At 55.3% G+C, this 21,995-nt stretch carries 19 protein-coding genes and 1 tRNA gene; 5 read left to right on the top strand and 15 right to left on the bottom strand.

The annotated features are described in order from the left end of the window. Positions 1-13: 13 nt before the first annotated feature. Together hemH and purE are read right to left on the bottom strand one after the other, a co-directional pair. Positions 14-1,051 carry a ferrochelatase gene (gene hemH, locus G392_RS0101090; protein WP_027008726.1) on the bottom strand — a complete coding sequence of 346 codons (1,038 nt, stop codon included), beginning with the start codon at positions 1,049-1,051 and terminating at the stop codon, positions 14-16. A 25-nt stretch (positions 1,052-1,076) separates the two neighbouring features. Further along, positions 1,077-1,571, bottom strand: a complete 495-nt coding sequence (gene purE / locus G392_RS0101085) for a 5-(carboxyamino)imidazole ribonucleotide mutase (RefSeq protein WP_027008725.1) — start codon at positions 1,569-1,571, stop codon at positions 1,077-1,079. A gap of 179 nt (positions 1,572-1,750) precedes the next feature. Between purE and G392_RS0101080 the strand changes: the two genes are divergently transcribed. Next, complete coding sequence (locus tag G392_RS0101080; protein WP_027008724.1) at positions 1,751-4,036, top strand: NADP-dependent malic enzyme; 2,286 nt, start codon at positions 1,751-1,753, stop codon at positions 4,034-4,036. A gap of 138 nt (positions 4,037-4,174) precedes the next feature. Then, a complete protein-coding gene (locus G392_RS0101075; RefSeq protein ID WP_027008723.1) occupies positions 4,175-4,510 on the top strand; it encodes a hypothetical protein in 336 nt (111 codons plus the stop codon). Positions 4,511-4,574: 64 nt separating this feature from the next. On the opposite strand, the gene G392_RS0101070 is transcribed toward G392_RS0101075, so the two are convergent. After that, complete coding sequence (locus tag G392_RS0101070; RefSeq protein ID WP_027008722.1) at positions 4,575-5,300, bottom strand: YebC/PmpR family DNA-binding transcriptional regulator; 726 nt, start codon at positions 5,298-5,300, stop codon at positions 4,575-4,577. A 155-nt stretch (positions 5,301-5,455) separates the two neighbouring features. Here G392_RS0101070 and G392_RS0101060 point away from each other — a divergent pair, with 155 nt between their 5' ends. Next, positions 5,456-6,229 carry an exodeoxyribonuclease III gene (locus G392_RS0101060; RefSeq protein ID WP_027008721.1) on the top strand — a complete coding sequence of 258 codons (774 nt, stop codon included), beginning with the start codon at positions 5,456-5,458 and terminating at the stop codon, positions 6,227-6,229. Then, complete coding sequence (locus G392_RS0101055) at positions 6,222-6,713, top strand: hypothetical protein (protein WP_027008720.1); 492 nt, start codon at positions 6,222-6,224, stop codon at positions 6,711-6,713. The genes G392_RS0101060 and G392_RS0101055 overlap by 8 nt, the downstream gene beginning before the upstream one ends. 245 nt (positions 6,714-6,958) lie before the next feature. Here G392_RS0101055 and G392_RS0101045 read toward each other — a convergent pair. Beyond that, positions 6,959-7,034: transfer RNA gene (locus G392_RS0101045), tRNA-Arg, on the bottom strand. A 191-nt stretch (positions 7,035-7,225) separates the two neighbouring features. Here G392_RS0101045 and yhbY point away from each other — a divergent pair. After that, a complete protein-coding gene (gene yhbY / locus G392_RS0101035) occupies positions 7,226-7,525 on the top strand; it encodes a ribosome assembly RNA-binding protein YhbY (RefSeq protein ID WP_027008719.1) in 300 nt (99 codons plus the stop codon). Positions 7,526-7,590: 65 nt separating this feature from the next. On the opposite strand, the gene G392_RS13880 is transcribed toward yhbY, so the two are convergent. The 11 genes from G392_RS13880 to ccoS form a co-directional block, all read right to left on the bottom strand. After that, entirely contained in the window at positions 7,591-10,176 is a 2,586-nt protein-coding gene (locus tag G392_RS13880; protein WP_211224329.1) for a PilC/PilY family type IV pilus protein, read from the bottom strand. Between the two features lie 1,003 nt (positions 10,177-11,179). Next, positions 11,180-11,521: a hypothetical protein gene (locus G392_RS13875; protein ID WP_169718721.1), complete on the bottom strand. Its 342-nt coding sequence runs from the start codon at positions 11,519-11,521 to the stop codon at positions 11,180-11,182. 224 nt (positions 11,522-11,745) lie between these two features. Further along, positions 11,746-12,030 (bottom strand): HigA family addiction module antitoxin, encoded by a 285-nt coding sequence (locus G392_RS0101015; RefSeq protein ID WP_027008716.1) that lies wholly within the window; start codon positions 12,028-12,030, stop codon positions 11,746-11,748. Between the two features lie 11 nt (positions 12,031-12,041). After that, positions 12,042-12,221 carry a type II toxin-antitoxin system RelE/ParE family toxin gene (locus G392_RS14335; RefSeq protein ID WP_245571897.1) on the bottom strand — a complete coding sequence of 60 codons (180 nt, stop codon included), beginning with the start codon at positions 12,219-12,221 and terminating at the stop codon, positions 12,042-12,044. A 401-nt stretch (positions 12,222-12,622) separates the two neighbouring features. Beyond that, entirely contained in the window at positions 12,623-15,838 is a 3,216-nt protein-coding gene (gene carB / locus G392_RS0101005) for a carbamoyl-phosphate synthase large subunit (protein WP_027008715.1), read from the bottom strand. 326 nt (positions 15,839-16,164) lie between these two features. After that, positions 16,165-16,686: an REP-associated tyrosine transposase gene (locus G392_RS0101000; RefSeq protein ID WP_027008714.1), complete on the bottom strand. Its 522-nt coding sequence runs from the start codon at positions 16,684-16,686 to the stop codon at positions 16,165-16,167. A 157-nt stretch (positions 16,687-16,843) separates the two neighbouring features. Then, complete coding sequence (locus G392_RS0100995) at positions 16,844-17,362, bottom strand: isoprenylcysteine carboxyl methyltransferase family protein (RefSeq protein WP_027008713.1); 519 nt, start codon at positions 17,360-17,362, stop codon at positions 16,844-16,846. After that, the gene (locus tag G392_RS0100990; RefSeq protein ID WP_169718720.1) at positions 17,359-19,248 is read right to left on the bottom strand and encodes a hypothetical protein; all 1,890 of its coding nucleotides are present in this window, start codon (positions 19,246-19,248) and stop codon (positions 17,359-17,361) included. The genes G392_RS0100995 and G392_RS0100990 overlap by 4 nt, the downstream gene beginning before the upstream one ends. A gap of 3 nt (positions 19,249-19,251) precedes the next feature. Next, on the bottom strand, positions 19,252-20,382 hold the full coding sequence (carA, locus tag G392_RS0100985) for a glutamine-hydrolyzing carbamoyl-phosphate synthase small subunit (protein ID WP_027008711.1): 1,131 nt from the start codon (positions 20,380-20,382) through the stop codon (positions 19,252-19,254). Between the two features lie 154 nt (positions 20,383-20,536). Beyond that, positions 20,537-21,820, bottom strand: coding sequence for an MFS transporter (locus G392_RS0100980; RefSeq protein ID WP_027008710.1), 1,284 nt, complete (start codon positions 21,818-21,820; stop codon positions 20,537-20,539). After that, positions 21,817-21,993: a cbb3-type cytochrome oxidase assembly protein CcoS gene (ccoS, locus tag G392_RS13190; protein WP_084165883.1), complete on the bottom strand. Its 177-nt coding sequence runs from the start codon at positions 21,991-21,993 to the stop codon at positions 21,817-21,819. Before ccoS ends, G392_RS0100980 begins: the two co-directional genes overlap by 4 nt. Positions 21,994-21,995: the final 2 nt, after the last annotated feature.

Genomic DNA, 21,995 nt, shown 5'->3' with positions numbered 1-21,995 from the left:
TTCCTTTTTCAAATCAAAGGCTGTAACTTACCCAACTTTGCAAATTGTCTTTCGCCAAATCCGCCAAAGCGTCCAGCCAAAGCGGGTGGTCGTTCAGGCAGGGAATGTAGTGGAACTGCTCGCCGCCGTTGGCAAAAAATTCCTCGCGTCCGGCGATGGCGATTTCCTCCATCGTTTCCAAACAATCGGAAACAAAGCCGGGGCAAACCACGTCCAATTTCTTGATTTTGTCCTTTTTCGGCAGCGAGACGAACAAATCCTGCGTACTCGGTTTCAGCCATTTGCCTTTTCCGAACTGGCTTTGGAAAGAAACGGTGTAGTCCTGTTCGCCCAAGCCCAGTTCGGCGGCGACCAGTTGCGCGGTTTTACGGCATTCGTGCGGGTAGGGGTCGCCTTTGTCGTGCTGCATTTGCGGAATGCCGTGAAAACTGAACATCAGCATTTCGCCCGCGCCGTGTTCGGCACGGTAGTTGCGGATTTGCGCGGCAAGGGCTTTGATGTAACCCTCGTGGTCGTAAAAGCGCGATACGGTGCGCAGCGACATTTGGTTGCGCTGTTTGAGCAGTACGTTCAACACTTTGTCCACCGCCGCGCCGGTGCTGCTGGCGGCGTATTGCGGGTAAAGCGGCAACACCAGCACGCGTCCCACGCCGTTGGCCTTGAGTTTGGCAAGGGCTTGCGATGCGAAAGGTTCGCTGTAACTCATGGCGTATTCAATGTAAATATTGTCGGGCAGGCGTTGGCGCAGGCCTTCGCATTGGCGTTCGGTAAACACTTTGAGCGGCGAGCCTTCGTTCAGCCACACGCGCCCGTAGTTTTCGGCAACGTGTTTGGCGCGCAGGGGAATGACGGCGAAACGCAGCAGGGGTTTCCACAAAAAGCCGGGCAGTTCCACCACGCGGCGGTCAGACAGGAAACGGCGCAGGTAGGGGCTTAAGGATTCGGGGGTGGGGCGTTCGGGCGTGCCCAGATTCATCAGCAGAATGCCGACTTTGTTTTGCTGTTCAAAGGTAATGTGCGGTTCGGTGTTGAATGTGTCTAACAGTTTCATGGTGTTTGTGCGGGAAGTGGGGTTTTCAGGCTGCCTGAACGGGCGGCAGTTGCATTGCCAAGACGGTATCGCTTTGTTTTTGACGGAAGCCGGCGAGTTTTTGTGCCAAGTCCGCATCGCGGTTCGCCAGCAGCGACACGGCAAACAAAGCCGCGTTTGCCGCGCCCGCTTCGCCGATGGCAAAGGTGGCTACGGGAACGCCTTTGGGCATTTGCACGATGGACAGCAGCGAATCTTCGCCGCGCAGGTATTTGCTCGGCACGGGCACGCCCAACACGGGCAGGGTGGTTTGACTGGCAATCATGCCGGGCAGGTGCGCCGCGCCGCCCGCACCGGCGATAATCGCCTGCAAACCGCGCCGGCGGGCGGATTTGGCGTAGTCAAACATCAAATCGGGGGTGCGGTGCGCCGACACCACCCGCGCTTCGTAGTCCACGCCGAAATCCGTCAGAACGCGGGCGGCGTGTTCCATCACGGGCCAGTCGCTGTTGCTGCCCATGACAATGCCGATGATTGCCATCTCAAACTCCTTTATTCGGATTTATAAAAACAATGTGCCGATTGTATCGCCCCACCTTTGATTAAGCAATATCGCGGCGGCTATGGGCAAAATATCGTGCCGGTGCTTTCAGCCCCATCGGGTTTGGGAGTACAATTCCAACCGTTTTTCACTTTCAGACCAGAGAAAGAACCAGCCCTATGGACGAACATATCAAAGAAGCCGCCCTGCATTTTCACGAATTTCCCACACCCGGCAAAATCCAAGTCGCCCCCACCAAGCCCTTGGCGACCCAATACGATTTGTCGCTGGCGTATTCACCGGGCGTGGCCGCGCCGTGCATGGAAATTCACGCCGACCCGCTTGCTTCCTACAAATACACCGCGCGCGGCAATCTCGTTGCCGTGATTTCCAACGGCACGGCGGTGCTGGGTTTGGGCAACATCGGCGCACTCGCCGGCAAACCGGTGATGGAAGGTAAGGGCGTATTGTTTAAAAAATTCGCCGACATCGACGTGTTTGACATTGAAGTGAACGAAACCGACCCCGACAAACTGGTGGACATCATCGCTTCGCTGGAGCCGACTTTCGGCGGCATCAACTTGGAAGACATCAAAGCCCCCGAATGTTTTTACATCGAGAAAAAACTGCGCGAACGCTGCAACATTCCCGTGTTCCACGACGACCAGCACGGCACCGCCATCATCACCGCCGCCGCCGTGTTGAACGGCTTGCGCCTGATTAAAAAAGACATTGCCGATGTAACGCTGGTGTGTTCCGGCGCGGGCGCGGCGGCAATTGCCTGCTTGGATTTGCTGGTGGCGCTGGGCATGAAGCGCGAACACATCACCGTGTGCGACTCCAAAGGCGTGATTTACACCACCCGCGAAGACCGCGAACGCATGGACGAATCCAAAGTGCGTTACGCAATTGAAGACAACGGTCAGCGCGTATTGGCGGACGCGGTAAACGGCAAAGACATTTTCTTGGGCTTGTCGGGCGCCAACGTGTTGAAACCGGAAATGCTCCAAACCATGGCGGAACATCCGATGGTGTTCGCCCTCGCCAACCCGCAACCGGAAATCTGGCCGCCCGAAGCCAAAGCCGTGCGTCCCGATGTGATTATCGGCACAGGGCGTTCCGACTTCCCCAACCAAGTCAATAATGTACTGTGTTTCCCGTTTATTTTTCGGGGCGCCTTGGACGTGGGCGCGACCACCATCAACGAAGAAATGAAGTTGGCGTGCGTACATGCGATTGCGGATTTGGCATTGGCGGAATCCAACGACGTGGTGGCGGGCGCATACGGCGGCGAAGAACTGAAATTCGGCGCGGACTACCTGATTCCCAAACCGTTTGACCCGCGCCTGATTGCCCGCATCGCCCCCGCCGTTGCCAAAGCCGCGATGGATTCCGGCGTGGCGACCCGCCCGATTGCCGACCTTGATGCCTATGTGGAAAAGCTGAACCAGCAAATCTACAAAACCAGCCTGATTATGCGCCCCGTGTTCTCACAGGCGAAAAAAGACATCAAACGCATCGTCTTGAGCGAGGGCGAAGACGAGCGCGTATTGCACGCCGCCCAGCAAATTGTCGCACAAAAACTGGCGTTTCCGATTTTGGTCGGACGCAAGGAAATCGTGGAAGCGCGTTTGCAGGCGCAAGGTTTGACCATTCAGGCAGGCAAAGACTTTGAACTGGTGGACATGACCGAAAACCCGTATTACGAAGAAAGCTGGCAGCTTTATTACGACCTGCTCAAACGGCGCGGCGTAACTGCCAAAATGGCGCGCCGCCGCGTGATTGCCAACACCACGCTGGTGGGCGCGGCGATGGTGCGTTTGGGACACGCAGACGGCATGGTCTGCGGCACGATGGGGCGTTTTTACGACCATTTTGAAATCATGGAAGAAGTCATCGGCTACGACAATCCGCAAAAAAACGCCTTCGCCATGAACGCCGTCATCACCAACAAAGGCAATTTCTTTATTGCCGACACCTATGTCATTCACGACCCCACCGCCGAACAATTGGCGCAAGGCACGATGATGTGTGCCAAAGAAATCAAACGCTTCGGTTTGCAGCCGAAAGTCGCGCTGGTGTCCAACTCCAATTTCGGTTCGCATGTGGACAAAGACAGCACCAAAATGCAACAGGCTTTAGAACTGCTGCGCGAATTGGACGCGGATTTGGAAGTGGACGGCGAAATGCAGGCGGATTTGGCGTTGGACGAAACCCTGCGCAAGCAGACTTTCCCCGAAACCACGCTGCACGGTGCGGCAAACCTGCTGGTGATGCCGAATGTGGAAGCGGCGAACATCAGCTACAATCTGATGCGCGTGCATGCCACCAACGGCATTACCGTAGGCCCGATTTTGATGGGCATGAACAAGCCCGTGCACATCATCACGCCGCAATCTACCGTGCGCCGCATTGTGAATATGGTGGCGCTGACGGCGGTGGACGCGCAAATGTGGGGCAAATAATCAATCGCTTATGATGGGAAAACGCTTTTCAGGCTGCCTGAAAAGCGTTTTTTTTCATGAAATGCAAGCATAACGGGCAATGATGTAGTAGAATGTATCAATGCTTATGATTTCTTCCAACTCTGAAAAAGGATTTTGATGATGAAAACTTTGGCTTTAACCATGGCGGCAGTTTTGTTTGCGGCGGCAGTTCCGGCACAAGCCGCCGTGCCGATTAAATTTGCAAAAGGCAGTTATTGCGGCAGCTATTCGGGCAAGGCTTACGGCAATACCACCTTTACCTTGAAGCTGAAAGCAGGGCAAACTTTGCAAGTAAACAATATTTCAGCACGTTATATTGTCACCAATCCGAGCCAACTGCGCTCTTTGGGCTGCGATAGCGGTTCATGCGAATTTGTTGCCAAACAAAACGGCGTGCATCGGATTACCTTGCGCGGCAGTGGTTGGGAAACCGTAGAGTTTTGCGCCCATTAAAACTGTAGCCATAATCAAAAACGCTTTTCAGACTGCCTGAAAAGCGTTTTTTTGACGCGCAAATTCAATCAAACTGCAAAACGGCAGAAGTATAAACATTCTGCACATCGTCCAAATCTTCCAGCGCGTCAATCAGCTTTTGCATTTTTTCCGCATCGTCGCCCGTCAAAACGGTTTCGTTTTGCGCCCGCATGGTAACGTCGCCGTCTTCCGATTTGAAACCCGCCTGTTCCAAAGCGTTTTTCACCTGCGCCCAATCCGCAGGCGCGGTGATGACTTCAATCATGCCGTCCTCGTCCGCCACCACGTCTTCCGCGCCCGCTTCCAAAGCCGCTTCCATCAGCGCATCTTCGTCTGCGCCCGCAAACACCAAATAACCCTGATGCACGAAATTAAACGCCACGCAGCCGTCCGTGCCGAGATTGCCGCCGTGTTTGTTAAACGCATGGCGCACATCGGCAACGGTGCGGGTTTTGTTGTCGGTCATGCAATCCACCATCAACGCCGCACCGCCGATGCCGTAACCTTCGTAGCGCAGCTCCACATAATCCACGCCTTCCAAATTGCCCGTGCCTTTGTCAATCGCGCGTTGAACATTGTCTTTGGGCATATTCGCGTCCCAAGCCTTGTCCATCGCCAAGCGCAAACGCGGATTGGACGCGGGGTCGCCGCCGCCCAAACGCGCAGCAACAGTAATTTCCTTGATTAACTTGGTAAAAATTTTACCGCGCTTGGCATCGGCGCGGGCTTTTTTGTGTTGGATGTTCGCCCATTTGCTATGACCTGCCATTTTTGTTCCTTTTCTGAAAATCAAAACAGCCGCGATTTTAGCACCAAACGGCGTTTAAATCTCATTTTTGTATTTAATCAATTGTTTTTATTATGATTTTATCATAAGCATATCCATCGTGTTACAATCCGCCGTTTCAACCGTTTGGAAAACCAATCATGCGCGTGATTTCCGCCAACCTCAACGGCATCCGTTCCGCCTACAAAAAAGGCTTTTACGACTATTTGGCACGCGCCGATGCCGATTTTGTCTGCGTGCAGGAATTAAAGGCTCAGGAAGCCGATTTGTCGGACGAAATGAAAGCCCCGCACGGCATGCACGGCGTGTGGCATTGCGCGGAAAAACGCGGTTATAGCGGCGTGGCAGTGTACAGCCGCACCAAACCCGATGCCGTGCAAATCGGCATGGGCGTGGCAGAATTTGACCGCGAAGGGCGTTTTGTCCGTGCCGATTTCCCGGGCTTGAGCGTGGTGTCGCTGTATCTGCCATCGGGCAGCAGCGCGGAAGCACGCCAAGAAGCCAAATTCCGCTTTTTGGACGCATTTTTCCCGATGTTGGCGCAAATGCGCGGCGAAGGGCGCGAAATCGTCATTTGCGGCGATTGGAACATCGCCCACCAAAATATCGACTTGAAAAACTGGAAAGGCAATTTGAAAAACTCCGGCTTTCTGCCCGAAGAACGCGAATGGATGGGCAAAGTCATCACGCAACTGGGCTGGACGGACGTGTGGCGCACGCTCTATCCCGACATCGCGGGCTACACTTGGTGGAGCAATCGCGGTCAAGCCTACGCCAAAGACGTGGGCTGGCGTATTGATTATCAAATGGTTACGCCCAATTTGGCGGCACGGGCGCAGGCGGCGCACGTTTACAAAGACGAAAAATTTTCCGACCACGCGCCTTTGGTAGCGGATTACGCCGATGTATGAACGCGAAACCGCCCTGCTGCTGCTGGGCGATGCCGATGACGGACAAACATGGGCGGCACAGTGGGCGCGGGGCTACCCGTGCGCGGTGCATCTTGACCTTGCCCGCACCCCGCCTGACGACACCCGCGCCGACATGGCGGCATTTTGTGCGGCGCACACCTGCGGACGTTTGGCGATGGCGGCACACGGCGCGGGCGTTGCCACACTGGCAACATGGTGGGCGCGCGCAGATTGGGCGACACGGCGGCGGGTCGCGGCACTGATTTTCGTGTTGCCCGAATCCCCGCCCGACCACACCCTGTTCGGCAGCACACGCTTTTCCTGCCGCACCGCGTGGATTGCCGATGCACGGCACATCAAAGCATGGCAGCCAACGGCGCAAACGGCAGGCGCACGGCTGTTCGCCCCTGCCCCGCCCGATTCGCCCCGTGCTTCACCGCAATGGACATGGGGCATGCGTCTGCTGGCACAAATGCTGGATTAGCGCGTATTATCAATTTATCTTTTAAAAATCAGCATAATACAAAATGCCGTCATTTCCGCGCAGGCGGGAATCCATCGCCCGATGTTTGGCAAACGATGTGTTATCAAGGTTTGTTGAAATGTGTTTTGGATTTCCGCTTGCGCGGGAATGACGGCGCATCGTTTTTTCAGCCCAAAGATTTGCCCCGATAATCTCGCACAGACCATCGGGGCAAAACAATTGATTGCATCTTGTTCAGTCTTGCTTGGCGCACCCGACTGGGTTCGAACCGGCGACCTTCAGCTTCGGAAACTGACGCTCTTCCAACTGAGCTACGGGTACTCCGCACAAGAACCAATAATCATACCCGAAAAATCAGCCTGTGGCAAGATTTTTGTCGCGCCCGCAGCGCATTTCTGTATAATGCCGTGTTTTATCAAAATTCCTTTTCGGTTTGAAACCCCGCCGTATGTGCAGCTTTGTGGATTGAAACACCACATTGTGCATATCCCGTTCACGCAACAAGGACAAATATGAACACCGAAACCTTAAACAAACAACAAATTATCGAATTGCGGGCGCAAGCGCACGGCTTGCACCCTGTGGTGATGGTCGGGCAAAAAGGGCTGACCGATGCCGTGATTCGCGAAACCGACACCGCGCTCAATGCGCACGGACTGATTAAAGTGCGCGTGTTTGGTGATGAACGCAGCGAGCGCGAAGCCGTTTGCCGCGAATTGTGCGCCGCCACCCAAGCCCAATTGGTGCAACACATCGGCAAACTGCTGGTGCTGTACCGCAAACCAGACGATGATTCCGCCCCATCCGCCTAAAAACCAAAACCAAAACGGCTGCGAAAAAACCGCAGCCGTTTATTGTTCAAACCATCAGCCCATCATCAGAACAGCTCGCGCCAGCTCAAACGGCGCACGATGCCTTTCTGCTGGGACGGACATTTGTTGGCGTGAATCAAAACAAAGTTGTCGCTCAAGCCTTTGCTGTCGCCCGTGTTGTTGTACAGCAGTTTGTTGTCGTCATCATCAACGCAGAATTTGGTGATATTGTTGAGATGGTTGCCGTCTGCGGCGGGCGGCGGGTCGATGCCGCTGTCGCCCGCATCGCCATCACGGGTATAGGCACTGTTGATGCCGCCCACGCCGTTCGGGTCTTTGTTCACGCCAAACAGCAGCGCCATGTTCACAATTCCGCCCTCGCTGCGGAAGCCCGCAAACAACTCATCGGGACGGGTGTATTTGTCGCTGTCGGGGGCGCGCTCGTACTGACCCAAAAAGTCTGCATAAGCGTAAGCCTCATCGCCGTCTTTGCCCGGAATGTTGCCGCCGTTGTCCACTTTCACCTGCATCACCCAGCTTTCGCCCGATGAACGCTCGGAACTGGTTTCGGCAGAACATTTGTCGCCCGTACCCAAGTTGCCCGATTGTTCGCGCTCCAAGCGGTAGCTGCGCGTGGTGAACAGCACGCTTTTGAGCAGCACGTTCGGTTTCACCACCACCCGTTCGCCGGCAGGGAAGTCGAAATACCAGCCTTTGATGTTCGGGTCTTCCGCGCCATTGTCGCTCAGCTTGCGCACATCGTAGTTTTTGCCTTTTACGGAAACTTGGCTTTGCGTCATGGTTTGCTGCACCAAATCGCTCTGGTATTTGACTGTCGGGCTGAAATCGGTCAAATCTTCATACACGCCGTACATCGACTGCACGTTGGTGTCGGTCAAGTCGCTTTGGTACAAATCGCTGCCCGTGCCGAACACCACGATGTATTTGTTTTCTTCGTTGCGGAACACGGCGGGTGCGCTGGTAATCGGCTGGCCGTTTACGGTTTGGAAGATTTTGTGCACCGTCCAATCGTTCGGTTCTCCGCGCAAATCGAAGCGGTACACGCCGCCGCCGTAGTCGCCCGCATACACGATGTCAATCGCGCCGTCGAAATTGATGTCCACCAATGTGGGCTGTGCCAAACCGCCCTTGCCCACTGATTTTTCCACCGCCAGCTTTTTAATCAACTGACCTTTGCTCAAGGGGTGGTGTGCGGTGCTGCCCGATGTCTGACCCGCAGGCGGGGTTGCACCCACGTTCAGGTTGTCGAACGGGCTGTACAGATACAGTGCGCTTTCGGTATTGTCCGCGCCGCCGCCCGCCGCACGGGCAAACGGATTGCTCACGCCACTGCCCACAAACACCGCATAGCGCAAATCAAACAAATCGGTGGTCATTTCCGCTTTTTTGTCGGGGTCTTTGCTGACCGAGCGGGTAAGTGCCACGCGCCCGATTTGCGGGGCGTTGATGGTGTAGCCCATGTCGCGGTTGGCGCTGCCTTTGGGGGTTTCCATCAGGGGAACGGTTTGCGGCCATTGGTCTTGCGGCGCATCGATGCCCACCTGCTGCCCCGGATTGGCGCGGCTCGGGCCGCCCACGTTCAACGCGTACATGCCGCGTCCGCCCTGACCCATATTGCCCGCCATAAAAATCTGCTGCGGACCGGTGTCGTCCATCGTGCGAATCACAAAGCCGCCGTTTACCATAAACTGGTGCGGCGCTTCTTTGTAGTTTTGCACATACTCGGGGTGGACAATGTCTTTGAAATGCTTGCCCATGGTGTCGTCTTCGCTTTCGCGCTCCATGCCCGCAGGAATATAATTCAGCTTCAAATCATACGGGTGGTTGCGGTCGTTATGGCTGCGGAACAGGTACACCATGCCGTCATTCGCGGCGGTGAGCAGGTATTTCTGACGGCCGTTTTCATTCGGGCCATACGCCAGAATCGGCGAATACACCACATCGCCCATATTGCGGGTATTGCGAATCACGCCATCGTGCAAATCGGTGCGGTTGCGGTATTTGAGCGCATTGGTGCTGGAATTGACCAGTGCATCGGCTTTCGAGCGCGCAATCCACGGAATCATCGAACGCTGCCATTCATCGCGGTTGTTGGCGGCATCGGGAATGCCGAAGAAAGCATTATTGCCCGCAAAACGCTCCAGCCACGTTACCGTGTTTTTGCCATCGCTAATCAGCACGCGGCGGTTGCTGAAATTGGGCTTGGTGTAGCGGTTTTTCACCACCGTGGTACTGCTTTGGTTGGCGGTATCGACTTCGTAGAAATAGATTTCGCTGCTGCCCGTTTTCATGCTCAAATGCGTGGTTGCCGCCATATTCGGCAGCTTGCGCGTGGCTTCATCGCTGGAGACGGTCGGCGAAATGCCCGAGAACGAAGCGGGCGGTTCAAACAGGCTTTTGCCGACAAGGTCATCAAAAATTTTTTTAAACACCTCGTTCAAAGCGTCTTCGTCTGTTGCATTAAATACCTGCCCAACCAATCCCTTGGCTGTAGTACCACCACTCATATATTCCTGATAGCCCGTTGAAATACCATCAACAGTACCAAAGGTAATTGAATAAGTTTCAATGGTTTGCTTGTCAAACGGAGGCGCATCGTAGCTGACACCAGAAGGGTCGGTACGACTCACAGGATTTCGGTAATTCTCCACCGAAGTTGCCGATTGAGTCGGTTCATATAAGGCATTTTCAGGACGCAAATCCGCACCCGCCACAGTTTCTGCAAAAAAACGCAACGCATTGCGCCGTGGTGTCCAAAAATTCATCGAACCGGCAGAAAGCTGGTTAGTAGCACCACCACCAATACTATGGGTGCTCCAACGATAGCCGTAATCAGGACTACCCGATGCCGGCTCTTCGGTAATCAGCTTTGTCTTAGGTGGATTTTCATCAGCATGGTGGCGCACAAATTTACTTTTAAATTCTTGTGTACGCGACTGCGGATGTCGATAGACAAATGGTATTTCCCAAGCAAATTTTACCAACCGTTCATCAAGTGCCCCCCCGCCTGCTGAATTAGATGCACGATAAATGTTTTTAGTCTCCTGTGAATTCAAATAAAAAGAGTCGCTAAATACCCTGCTCTTTTTCGGATATTGTTTAAATGTAGGAGCCATAAACTGATTAGTATCCCTACCACTGCTATCTCGCAAAAGACCCGCACCATCTGCAATACCATCTGAAAACACGATAACGAAACTTTTTTGGCAACGGTAGGTATCGTTACGCAGCAGTGCCCGTTGCAACAAATAAATGGCATCCAAATAGCGCTCGGAGGTAGGGGTGTAGCCTGTTGCCTCCAAACTATCAACAACCTTCTCAATTTCACTGGGAGGACGACCAAATGGCTTTTTCCCGTCTAAAAATTCCCGAGCGTAGCTCGTCCACCAATCTGTGCGCACCTTACGTGTTTTATCTGTTATAAACTGCCCCTTAGACGGTGAATATACTTCAATTGGCTGCTCCCACAACGTAATTAACTGCCAATTTACCGTATCACGATACTTGGGATTTCCCAATAACGACCGCAAAGCCCGTTGGGTAATGGCTAAACGCGACTTATCCACATCATGACGTGGAACAGGTTTATTGACGTCTTTCGAATGTGGGTAAGCATACATTGAATAAGAATTATCAATCTGCAACACCACATTGGGTTTCACGCCCGTGCCACTCGAATGGGTGGTTTGGATAATGTGCAAAGGCACTTGCGCGAACGGCCCCGCATACGGATTGTTGGCGGGCGTGGCAGCCGGCGCGGTATTCGCCGCCGCCCAGCCCATCATGCCCAACAGCAGCACCAAAGGCTTCAGCATAAAATATTTCTTTTTGCGAACCATAATGTTTTGTCCTTTCCTGTGGCAGCGCATCGCGCCCTGCCGTTTTGACGGGCATGCGCCCCGAAACAGCCCCAATACGTTCAGATAATAAGCAATTTCTATGCCATATATCGCCATTTTTTGCGTCATCATTCACGCAGTATTGCCCCAACCACACCGAAAAACCGCACGGGCATGACGGCGCAGTGGCATTTTCCCGCCCAAGCAATGCGATTGTACCGCCGTCAATCACATGCTTTCAACCAAAAACGCAGATTGGCGCGGCGTGTGTTTGCCACAATACACAAAACGGCACACAAGCGCGTTTTTAAAAACGCCGTCATGCCCGCGCAGGGCGTGATGGTGCAGTGGCATTTCAAGTCAAACGATAACGCGCCTTAAAGGGCGCACAAAATCGTGCGGGCGTTGGCGTACTTGCCAAAGGTCGTATTGTGTTTGCAAACGCAGCCAAAACTCGGCATCGGTATTGGGCAGCAAAATTGCCAAGCGTACTGCCATTTCTGCGGATATGGCAGCTTTGCCGTTGAGTATTCGCGACAGGGTGTTGCGGGTAACGCCCAAGTGTTGCGCCGCTTCGCCCACGCCAACACCGTTCAAACAGTCGCGCAGAATCATGCCGGGATGGGCGGGATTGTGCATCGTCATGTGCTTGTCCTTTAGTGGTAATCCTGATAATCGACAACTTCGGCATCGCTGCCGTCAAAGCGGAAGGTCAGCCGCCAATTGGCATTGACACGAACGCTCCAGTGTCCGTCCAAATTGCCTGTGAGCGGGTGTAAGTGCCAGCCGGGCATATTCATGTGTTCGGCAGTGGTGGCAATATTAAGTGCAGACAATAAAATTTGTCATTTCGCGGCGTGTGCTGCTTGAATACCTGCTTTACTGCCTGTTTCAAAGAATTTTTGTAAACCTTTATGTTTAAAGCTTTTAATCATGGGAAAATCCAAATGCATCGCCAGACGATACATTACGGAATATTTTGTGTCAAGCACAAGTTAATGGTTAGGGCGTGTTATTATTTAAATTATTTCGTTTAAAATAAAATAATTATGAAAACTGCCGTCATTCCCGCGCGGGCGGGAATCCACGCCCGATGTTTGGCAAACGACGTTTTATCAAGGTTGGTCGTGCTTCGATGTGGATTCCCGCCTGCGCGGAAATGACGGTATTTCAATAAAAATCCCGTCATCTCCACACAGGCGGAAATGACGGGGATAATACGCGTTCTAACGCCGGTTTAAGCCTGATTTTGCAAGCGTTTGTGCAGTTCCTGAACGCTGTAAACGTGAATTTCGTTCAGGCTTTTCACGCCCTCGCTCATCGCCTCGCCGCCCGCCACGGTGGTGTATTGCGGCACGCGCATGGTCAGCGCGCTGCGGCGGATGCTGTGGCTGTCGCTGATGGTTTGCACGTCGTTGTCCACCGTGTTCACCACCAAGGCGATTTCGCCGTTTTTAATCGCGTCCACAATGTGCGGACGGCCTTCGCGCACCTTGTTCACGGTTTGCACGGTGATGCCTTGTTCCGCCAGATACGCCGCCGTGCCGCGCGTGGCGCACACGCCGTAGCCCAGCGACAGGAAGTTTTTAACCGTTTGTACAATCAAAGGCTTGTCTTCATCGCGCACGGCGATAAACACCTTGCCGGTGGACGGCATGCGCTCGCCCGCGCCCCATTGCGCTTTCAAATAGGCTTCGCCGAAGGTTTCCGCCACGCCCATCACTTCGCCCGTTGAACGCATTTCCGGCCCCAAAATCGTGTCCACGCCGGGGAATTTGATAAACGGGAACACTGCCTCTTTGACGGCGTAAAAATCGGGAACGACTTCTTTTTCCACGCCTTGTTCCGCCAAGGAAATGCCCGCCATCGCCCGTGCGCCGATTTTCGCCAAGGGCACGGAAGTGGCTTTGGAAACAAAGGGTACGGTGCGCGATGCGCGCGGATTGACTTCCAAAACGTAAACCGTGCCGTCCTGCACGGCAAACTGTACGTTCATCAAACCGACCACATTCAGCGCTTCCGCCATCGCCTTGGTTTGGCGGCGGATTTCGTCTTGAATTTCGGCGGACAGCGAATACGGCGGCAGCGAGCAGCCCGAATCGCCCGAGTGAATGCCCGCTTGTTCAACATGTTGCATAATGCCGCCGATAACAACGGTTTTGCCGTCCGCCACGCAATCCACGTCCACTTCAATGGCGTTGTTCAGGAAAAAGTCCAGCAGCACGGGGCTGTCTTCGGACACCTGCACGGCTTCGCGCATATAAGTCTTTAATTGTTCGGAAGAATGCACCACCTGCATGGCGCGTCCGCCCAAAACGTAGGACGGGCGCACCACCAAGGGATAGCCGATTTCTTCCGCCAAAGTCAGGGCTTCGTCTTCGTTACGCGCGGTGCGGTTGGGCGGTTGGCGCAAACCCAAGTCGTTCAAAACTTTTTGGAAACGCTCGCGGTCTTCCGCCGCATCAATGCTGTCGGCGGACGTGCCGATGATGTTCACGCCGTTTTCCACCAGCGCGTTGGCGAGTTTGAGCGGCGTTTGTCCGCCGTAATGCACAATCACGCCCCAAGGCTGTTCGGTGCGGACGATTTCCAACACGTCTTCCAGCGTAAGCGGTTCAAAATACAGGCGGTCGCTGGTGTCAAAGTCGGTGGACACGGTTTCGGGATTGCAGTTCACCATAATGGTTTCAAAGCCCGATTCGCGCAGTGCCAGCGCGGCGTGGACGCAGCAGTAGTCAAACTCGATACCCTGTCCGATGCGGTTGGGGCCGCCGCCGAGAATCATCACTTTTTTGCGGTCGGACGGACGCGCTTCGCATTCTTCTTCATAAGTGGAATACAGATAGGCGGTGTCGCTGGCAAATTCGGCGGCGCAGGAATCCACGCGCTTGTAAACGGGGTGCAGATTCAAGGCGTAACGGTGTTCGCGCACGGCTTTTTCAGGCAGCCGCAAAAGTTGGGCGATGCGTTTGTCGGCAAAACCTTTGCGTTTCAGACGGCGTAAAGCGGCGTAATCCAAATCGTTCAGGCTGCCTGAAACGATGTTTTGCTCTTCGCGCACAATGTCTTCAATCTGTGCCAAAAACCACGCGTCAATGGCGCAAATGTCGTGAATTTCCGCAATCGTAAAGCCCGCGCGGAAGGCATCGGCAACGTACAAAATCCGTTCCGGGCCCGGATTGGCCAGTTCGCGGCGGATTTCCGCCTTGTCGTCCGTGCGCGGATTGAAGCCGCACAAACCCGTTTCCAAGCCGCGCAGCGCTTTTTGCATGGATTCCTGAATGGTGCGTCCCATCGCCATCACTTCGCCCACCGATTTCATCTGCGTGGTCAAACGGTCGTCTGCCGCCGGGAATTTTTCAAAGGCGAAACGCGGGATTTTGGTAACGACATAATCAATGGACGGCTCAAACGATGCGGGCGTGCGTCCGCCCGTAATGTCGTTGCGCAATTCGTCCAGCGTGAAGCCCACCGCCAGTTTCGCCGCCACTTTCGCAATCGGGAAGCCTGTGGCTTTGGACGCCAGCGCGGACGAGCGCGACACGCGCGGATTCATTTCAATCACAATCATTTCGCCGTTGGCGGGATTGACGGCAAATTGTACGTTGGAACCGCCCGTGTCCACGCCGATTTCGCGCAGCACCGCCAACGATGCGTTACGCATGATTTGGTATTCTTTGTCGGTAAGCGTTTGCGCGGGGGCAACGGTGATGCTGTCGCCCGTGTGTACGCCCATCGGGTCAAAGTTTTCAATGGAACAGATGATGATGCAATTATCGTTTTTGTCGCGCACCACTTCCATTTCGTATTCTTTCCAGCCCAAAACAGACTGTTCAATCAATAACTCATGGGTGGGCGAAGCATCAAAACCGCGCTCGCAAATCGCCAGAAATTCATCGCGGTTGTAGGCAATGCCGCCGCCCGAACCGCCCATGGTGAAAGACGGACGAATCAAAGTCGGAAAACCGACTTGTTCCTGCGCCGCAAGCGCTTCGTTCATGGTGTGGCAGACAAAGGATTTCGGGCAATGCAAACCGATTTTTTCCATCGCTTCTTTGAAGCGTCCACGGTCTTCGGCTTTGTCAATCGCGTCTTCCGTTGCGCCAATTAACTCAACGTTATACTTCGCCAGCACGCCGTTTCGTGCCAAATCAAGGGCACAGTTCAAGGCGGTTTGTCCGCCCATGGTGGGCAGCACCGCATCGGGGCGTTCTTTGGCGATGATTTTTTCAACGGTTTGCCACATAATCGGCTCGATGTAGGTTACATCGGCCATGTCGGGGTCGGTCATAATCGTGGCGGGGTTGGAATTGACCAAGATGACTTTGTAGCCTTCTTCGCGCAGGGCTTTGCAGGCCTGTGCGCCGGAATAGTCAAATTCGCAGGCTTGCCCGATGACAATCGGGCCCGCGCCGATGATTAAGATGGATTTCAGGTCGGTACGTTTGGGCATGGTGCAAACTTTCTTATAGAAAATCAATTTCAGCAGATGTAGGTTGGGTTGAAGCGAAGCGTAAACCCAACAATATCTGTTTAATCAAAATCCAAGTGTTGGGTTTTCAATCCAACCTACTTGCTTTGTAAATTATGCGCAGGTTGGGTTGAAGCGAAGCGCAAACCCAACAATGTTTATTTAATCAAAATCCAATGTTGGGTTTCCAACCCAACCTACCATTTTTTGCGTAGGCATATATTGGAACGTATTGAAACGAAAAACAAACATAACAATATCTGTTCAATCAAAATTTAACGTTGGGTTTTCAACCCAACCTACTTGAATTATTCGCCAAAATTGCCGTCCACATCACTACCCGCCCAATCCAACGGCAAAATACCTTGTCGTACATATCGGTGAAATGATGAATATTGCCAATCCTTTACCCGTACCACATAACCGTGTTTGACCGGATTAAAATGAATATAATCAATATGCGCGTTCAAGTCTTGCTGATTGCGGATTTCGTGTTCCCAATAGCGGCGTTGCCAAATGCCGCGTTCGTTTTTTCTTTGTCGCGACAGGGAAACGGCTTCCGTTTTCGGTATGGCACGGGAAAATGCCGATTTTATCAAACGCAAGCGCATCGGGTAACGGTTGTCATCGGGAGGCAGACGCATCAACAAATGCAGATGTTCGGGCAAAATGCAAGCAGCAATGATTTCAAAATCATATTTCTGTTTTACTTCGGAAAACGTACGCCGCAAATCAGCAATGTGGCGAACCAACAAATCTTGTCGGCGGTTGTGCAATGCCAATGTGAAAAAGTAGCATGCTCCTGATGCAAGGCTTCTGCGATAACGCATGGTGTTTATTCCCTCCCGCGCAAACCATGCTGATGCGCCTATGCCATCATCACCACCCATTCAAAAATTACTTGGCGTTTATCATGTTGGGTTTTCAACCCAACCTACACCTAATTCAAATGTGCGGGGTAAATCGGAAGTGGGTGTTCATACAATTTTATGCCGTTTCTTGTACGCGCAAATGGCGCATGGCGTGTTCTTCCTGTTTGATGCGCCGTGCCAGTACCAAGCCGTACAGGGGCAGTCCGAACGACAAGGTCGTCCATGCGTGGCACAGAAATGCGATGCCAATCAGTTCGGGAATGATGTTGAGAAAGTAGTTGGGGTGGCGCACGCGGCGGAACAGCCATGATTGTTTCAGTTGGTGTTGGGGGTGGATGTAGATTTTCACCGTCCAAATTTCGCCCAGTGCGCGGATGACGTAAAACAATACTGCCAATGCGCTGCCCGTCAGCAGCAGTCCGAACAGTGATGTGCCGTCAAACGATGCGCCGCGCAGGTAGCTTTCCAGCAAAGCGGAAAAGTAGTAGGCAATGTGGACGGTTGCCAGCAGTTGGGAGGTGTTTGCGCCGTGTTCGGCCGCGCCGGCAGCCAGCAGGGCTTGTTCGTTGCGTTTGGAAACGGACAGGGTGTACAGTCTGATGATGAAGATGAGGGCAAAGCAAAGGGTAATCATGTTTGTGTGCTTTCTGTGAAGGGTGGTGCGGTCGGGGTGTGCCGTTCAAAATCCGCCATGCCGCGATAGATGGGGGCGGCGGCGGCAAGTGCGGCGGTTTCGTCTGCCAAGCCGTTGCCGTTGAGCACCAATGCGCCCGCCGACCATGTGCCGTCCGCATTGGGGCGCAGGGGCAAGGCGGCTTGCAGTGCCGATGTGTGCGGGCGGTAGGTGCGGATTTCCAACATGACGGCATCGAAATGTCCGCGCGGCAGGTTGGCATAGCCTTCATACGCCAACACCATGCAGGGCAGGCGGTCGGGGTTGTCGTTTAAGATGTTCATGCCGCAGGCGAGTGCGTCTTCGGTGCGTTCAAACATCAGTTGGTGCAAATCCCAATGACGCTCGGGGTGGGGTTTGAGCAGCATGGGGGCAAATACGGCGCGGTCGGGCAGTTTGCGGCGCAGCGACAGGGCGTAGGCGGCGGCAAATCCGGCTTGGCGCAGGGTTTTTTGCAGCAGTTCGGGCAAGGTTTCGCCGTTCTGCGCTGCACTTTTGCCGCGCGGACAACGGTAGAGCGTGCCGCGCCGCGTTTGCTGCAGGAAGCGGACAAAGTCGGTGCAGCTTTCTTCGGGAGCGTGGTCCCAAATCCGCGAGGCGATGCGCCCGAACGGGAAGTAGATTTTGTCGCCGATTAGGGCGGCGTATTGGCTGAACCAATCGTGCGGCAGGTCGGGAATGTGGGTTTTTGCCTGTGCGTAGTCCAGAAAATACAGGGTGTTGTTGGACAATTCGGCTGCCGTCCGCGCCAAATAAAAGGCGCAAAAATGCAGCAGGTTCAAATTGGCATCGTGGCGGACGAAGGCGTCAAATTCGGGTCGTTCGGTGCGGATGCCGTCCAGCAGTGCGTCCAAGCGGCGCAGGCTCTCCCAGCCGTAATCCCATTTGACGGCGTTCAGCACGCTGCGGCGGGCAACGGGCGGCGATTGGGCATCGGCACGGCGCACGGCGTCAACGGCGCGGCGGGCGGCATCGTTGGGGTCGGGCGGGGGCGGCAGCAGGGCGGGGTCGGCAAAGCGGGTGGTGCCGCCGCACAGGGCATCGGCAAGCAGCCGCAAAAGCGGCAGTTCCGCGCCGTCGGGCAACACCAGCACGAAGCCGTCCCAAAAGGCATCGCCGCGCTGCGGGGTGTTGCGCCACCGCGCCGCGCCGTCCGACAGGGTTTCGCCGATGTAAAATGCCAGCAATAAGATGAAGTTGCGTTCGGCATCGCGGGCAAAGCGTGCGGGTAGTTTGCCCGCATCAAAGCCTTCGCGCCGTGCCAGTTTTGCCAGTTGTCCGTCCAAGCGGCGCAAATCGGCGCGGCTGAAGTCCCATTTCAATGCCTGCGGCACGCCGGCAAACGCCAAGCCTTGCGGCAGGGTGCGGTTGGCACGGTAATGCGCCAGTGCAAACGCCGCCATTTTTCCGCGTTCGGCATCGGGACGGCTGCAAAACGCCTGCCAAACGGCGTTGTCCAAGCGCAGGCGTTCCTGCTGCCCTTCCAGCAGCAGACGCAGCGACAACAAGGGCTTGAAATACCAGTTGCCGAACGTTGCCCGCCCGTCTGCCTGCCACGCATACGCCGCGCCGCTTTGCCGCGCCACATATTCCGCCAAATACGCCGCCAACGTCAGCAGGAAATTTTCGCCCGCAAGCTGTTTTTCCAATACGGCAAAGGCAGACGCGCCCTGCTTGGCGTGGACGTGGCGCAGCAAGGCGGCAATCCGCGCCAAGCTCTCGGGGCGGTAGTCCAAATCCAGCTTGCCCCACACGGCAGCAAACGCCAAACCGCCCGCAGGGGCGCGGCGTTGGTGCAGGCAGTCGAGCAATTGGCGCATGCGGCGCGGTTCGGTGAGCATGGGCATCAATCAGGCAGCTTGTTTGGCGCGGATGTGGTCGATAAATTTGTCAAACAGATACGCCACATCGTGCGGGCCCGGACTCGCTTCGGGGTGGCCTTGAAAACTGAAAGCGGGACGGTCGGTAAAGGCAATGCCCTGCACCGTGCCGTCAAACAGCGAGCGGTGGGTAACGCGCACATTGTCGGGCAAGCCGTTTTCATCGACCTCGAAGCCGTGGTTTTGGCTGGTAATCAGCACTTTGCCCGTGTCCAAGTCCTGCACGGGGTGGTTGGCGCCGTGATGGCCGAAGGGCATTTTTTTGGTTGTGCCGCCCGCCGCCAAGCCCAAAAGCTGATGCCCCAAGCAAATGCCGAAGATGGGGATTTTGCTGTTGAGCAGTTGGCGCAGCGCATCTACGGCGTATTCGCAAGGCTCGGGGTCGCCCGGCCCGTTGGAGAAAAACACGCCGTCCGGATTCATCATCAGCACTTCGGCGGCAGGTGTTTGTGCCGGCACCACGCTCAAGCGGCAGCCGCGTTGCGCCAACATACGCAAAATATTGGTTTTCACGCCAAAATCGTAGGCAACGACGTGGTAGGGCGTGTGCGGCTGCGCGAAGCCCTTGCCCAATGCCCATTCGCCTTCCGTCCATTCGTGCGGCGCGGCACAGGTGGCGTCTTTTGCCAAATCCTTGCCCGCCATGCTGCCGAAATCCGCAATCAGGGCGTGCGCGGCTTCGACTGTGGCACCGTTGCCGGTCAGAATCGCGCCCGCCTGTGCGCCTTTGTCGCGCAAAATGCGGGTGAGGCGGCGGGTGTCGATGTCGGCGATGGCAACGGTTTGGTGGCGGATTAAGTAGTCCTGCAGGCTTTCTTCGGCACGGAAATTGCTGTGCAGCAGGGGCAGGTCGCGAATCACCAAGCCCGCCGCACACACGGACGCGCTTTCGGTGTCTTCGCCGTTGGTGCCGGTGTTGCCGATGTGCGGATAGGTCAGGGTAACGATTTGTTTGGTGTAGGACGGGTCGGTCAAAATTTCCTGATAGCCGGTCATGGCGGTATTGAACACGACTTCGCCGGAAGCCGTACCCTGATAACCTACGGAAACGCCGTGAAAAACACTGCCGTCAGCAAGGACGAGCAAGGCGGGGACGGTCATAAACACTCCTGAAAAACAGACGGATTCTGCCAAAAAAGCACGCACCGCAACTTAACAATTTGGCGGAACGTGCTTTTCTGAAGCGGACGCGCGCACGCGCCCCAATATCCTGAACGGGAAAAGCAAGGCATTTTAAGGGAAAACGCGCCCGTTCTCAAGGGGCGTTGCCGCCCTTGTCGGGCAAGCGGGCGCACAGATACGCCATCACCGCCACATTGCCCGCCGCCACCGTGCCGTAGAGCCAGCGCACATCGTCCAGCAGCCACAGCACCGCCGCGCTGAACACCGCCCCCGCCACCATGAAAAAACCATTGACGATGTTGTTTGCGGCAACGGCACGGGCGCAAAACTCGCTGCCGCCCGCCGTTTGCAGCCACGTGTAAAGCGGCACGGAAAACAAACCGCCGCCGATGCCGATGCCCACCACCAGCAACATCACCGGATACGCCGCCGCCTGCGTCAAAAAGCCGCCCAAACCGACCGACACGCCGTCCGCATTCGGCGGCGCAAGCCACGCCAACGCCGCACCGCACACCGCCAACACCCCCGCGCCCGCCACCGCCAGCTTCACCTGCAAACGCCCCCCGCTCAATTTGGCACACCACAGCGAACCTGCGGCAATCCCCAAAGAAAACAACGCCAACAACAAATTAAACACATGGTCGTTGCCGTGCAGGTGCTGGCGCACCAGCGTGGGCAACTGCGTGGTGTACACCGAGCCGACCAGCCAAAACCACGAAATCCCGACAATCGCCGTGGTCAAATCGCGGCGGGCAAACGTATCGCGCAACAACACGCGGCTGCCGCGCCACAGGTTTTTGTCCACAGGCAAATCGGGGCGTTGCGGCGGCAGCGCGGGCATCATCAGGCTGCACGCCCACCCCGCCGCCGCCAGCAGCAACACCACCGCCGCCGTTGCCCACGCCCCGCCGCCCGCCAGCAGCGTGCCGGCAATCTGCCCGAACAAAATCGCCAAAAACGTGCCCGATTCAATCAGCCCGTTGCCCGTTACCAGCTCGCGCTCGTGCAGATATTCGGGAATCGCCGCATACTTGACCGGCCCGAAAAACGCCGACTGCGTGCCCATCACAAACAAACACGCCAGCAGCAGCACCGCCGAGCCGGACACCAAGCCCACGCCCGCCAATGCCATCACCGCCATTTCCAACACCTTCGTCCACCGCGCCAGCGCCGCCTTGTCGTAACGGGTGGCCAACTGCCCCGCCAATGCCGAAAACAAAAAATACGGCAGCACGAACAACAACGCCCCCACGTTCAACAACTGCTGCGCGGGCAGCCAACCGCCCTGCCCCAAGCCGTGAAAACCAATCAGCACAAACAGCGCGGTTTTAAACAGATTGTCGTTGAACGCGCCGAGAAACTGCGTGCCGAACAGGGGCGCGAAACGGCGCGTGGCGGCAAAGGCAAACGGCTTCATGACTGCCCTTTCCCGCCCTCATCGGGCGGCGGCGTATCATCGTCCATAATCACGCGGTGCGCGGGGCCTTCCAAATCGTCAAACTGCCCGCTCTTGCCCGACCACCAAAAAAAATACCCCATAAGCAATGCCAATACGATGCTGATGGGAATCAGAATAAACATGCTTTCCATCG

The sequence above is a fragment of the Conchiformibius kuhniae DSM 17694 genome (assembly GCF_000428785.1).
Lineage (GTDB): Bacteria > Pseudomonadota > Gammaproteobacteria > Burkholderiales > Neisseriaceae > Conchiformibius > Conchiformibius kuhniae.
Note: the sequence above shows the minus strand (reverse complement) of the source record. Positions and strands in the feature narration are given on the sequence as shown.

Coding starts and splice junctions, on each gene's coding strand:
- hemH (WP_027008726.1), bottom strand. CDS start 1,051: ATGAAACTGTTAGACACATTCAACACCGAACCGCACATTACCTTTGAA.
- purE (WP_027008725.1), bottom strand. CDS start 1,571: ATGGCAATCATCGGCATTGTCATGGGCAGCAACAGCGACTGGCCCGTG.
- G392_RS0101080 (WP_027008724.1), top strand. CDS start 1,751: ATGGACGAACATATCAAAGAAGCCGCCCTGCATTTTCACGAATTTCCC.
- G392_RS0101075 (WP_027008723.1), top strand. CDS start 4,175: ATGATGAAAACTTTGGCTTTAACCATGGCGGCAGTTTTGTTTGCGGCG.
- G392_RS0101070 (WP_027008722.1), bottom strand. CDS start 5,300: ATGGCAGGTCATAGCAAATGGGCGAACATCCAACACAAAAAAGCCCGC.
- G392_RS0101055 (WP_027008720.1), top strand. CDS start 6,222: ATGTATGAACGCGAAACCGCCCTGCTGCTGCTGGGCGATGCCGATGAC.
- yhbY (WP_027008719.1), top strand. CDS start 7,226: ATGAACACCGAAACCTTAAACAAACAACAAATTATCGAATTGCGGGCG.
- G392_RS0101015 (WP_027008716.1), bottom strand. CDS start 12,030: ATGACGATGCACAATCCCGCCCATCCCGGCATGATTCTGCGCGACTGT.
- carB (WP_027008715.1), bottom strand. CDS start 15,838: ATGCCCAAACGTACCGACCTGAAATCCATCTTAATCATCGGCGCGGGC.
- G392_RS0101000 (WP_027008714.1), bottom strand. CDS start 16,686: ATGCGTTATCGCAGAAGCCTTGCATCAGGAGCATGCTACTTTTTCACA.
- G392_RS0100995 (WP_027008713.1), bottom strand. CDS start 17,362: ATGATTACCCTTTGCTTTGCCCTCATCTTCATCATCAGACTGTACACC.
- G392_RS0100990 (WP_169718720.1), bottom strand. CDS start 19,248: ATGCCCATGCTCACCGAACCGCGCCGCATGCGCCAATTGCTCGACTGC.
- carA (WP_027008711.1), bottom strand. CDS start 20,382: ATGACCGTCCCCGCCTTGCTCGTCCTTGCTGACGGCAGTGTTTTTCAC.
- G392_RS0100980 (WP_027008710.1), bottom strand. CDS start 21,820: ATGAAGCCGTTTGCCTTTGCCGCCACGCGCCGTTTCGCGCCCCTGTTC.
- ccoS (WP_084165883.1), bottom strand. CDS start 21,993: ATGGAAAGCATGTTTATTCTGATTCCCATCAGCATCGTATTGGCATTG.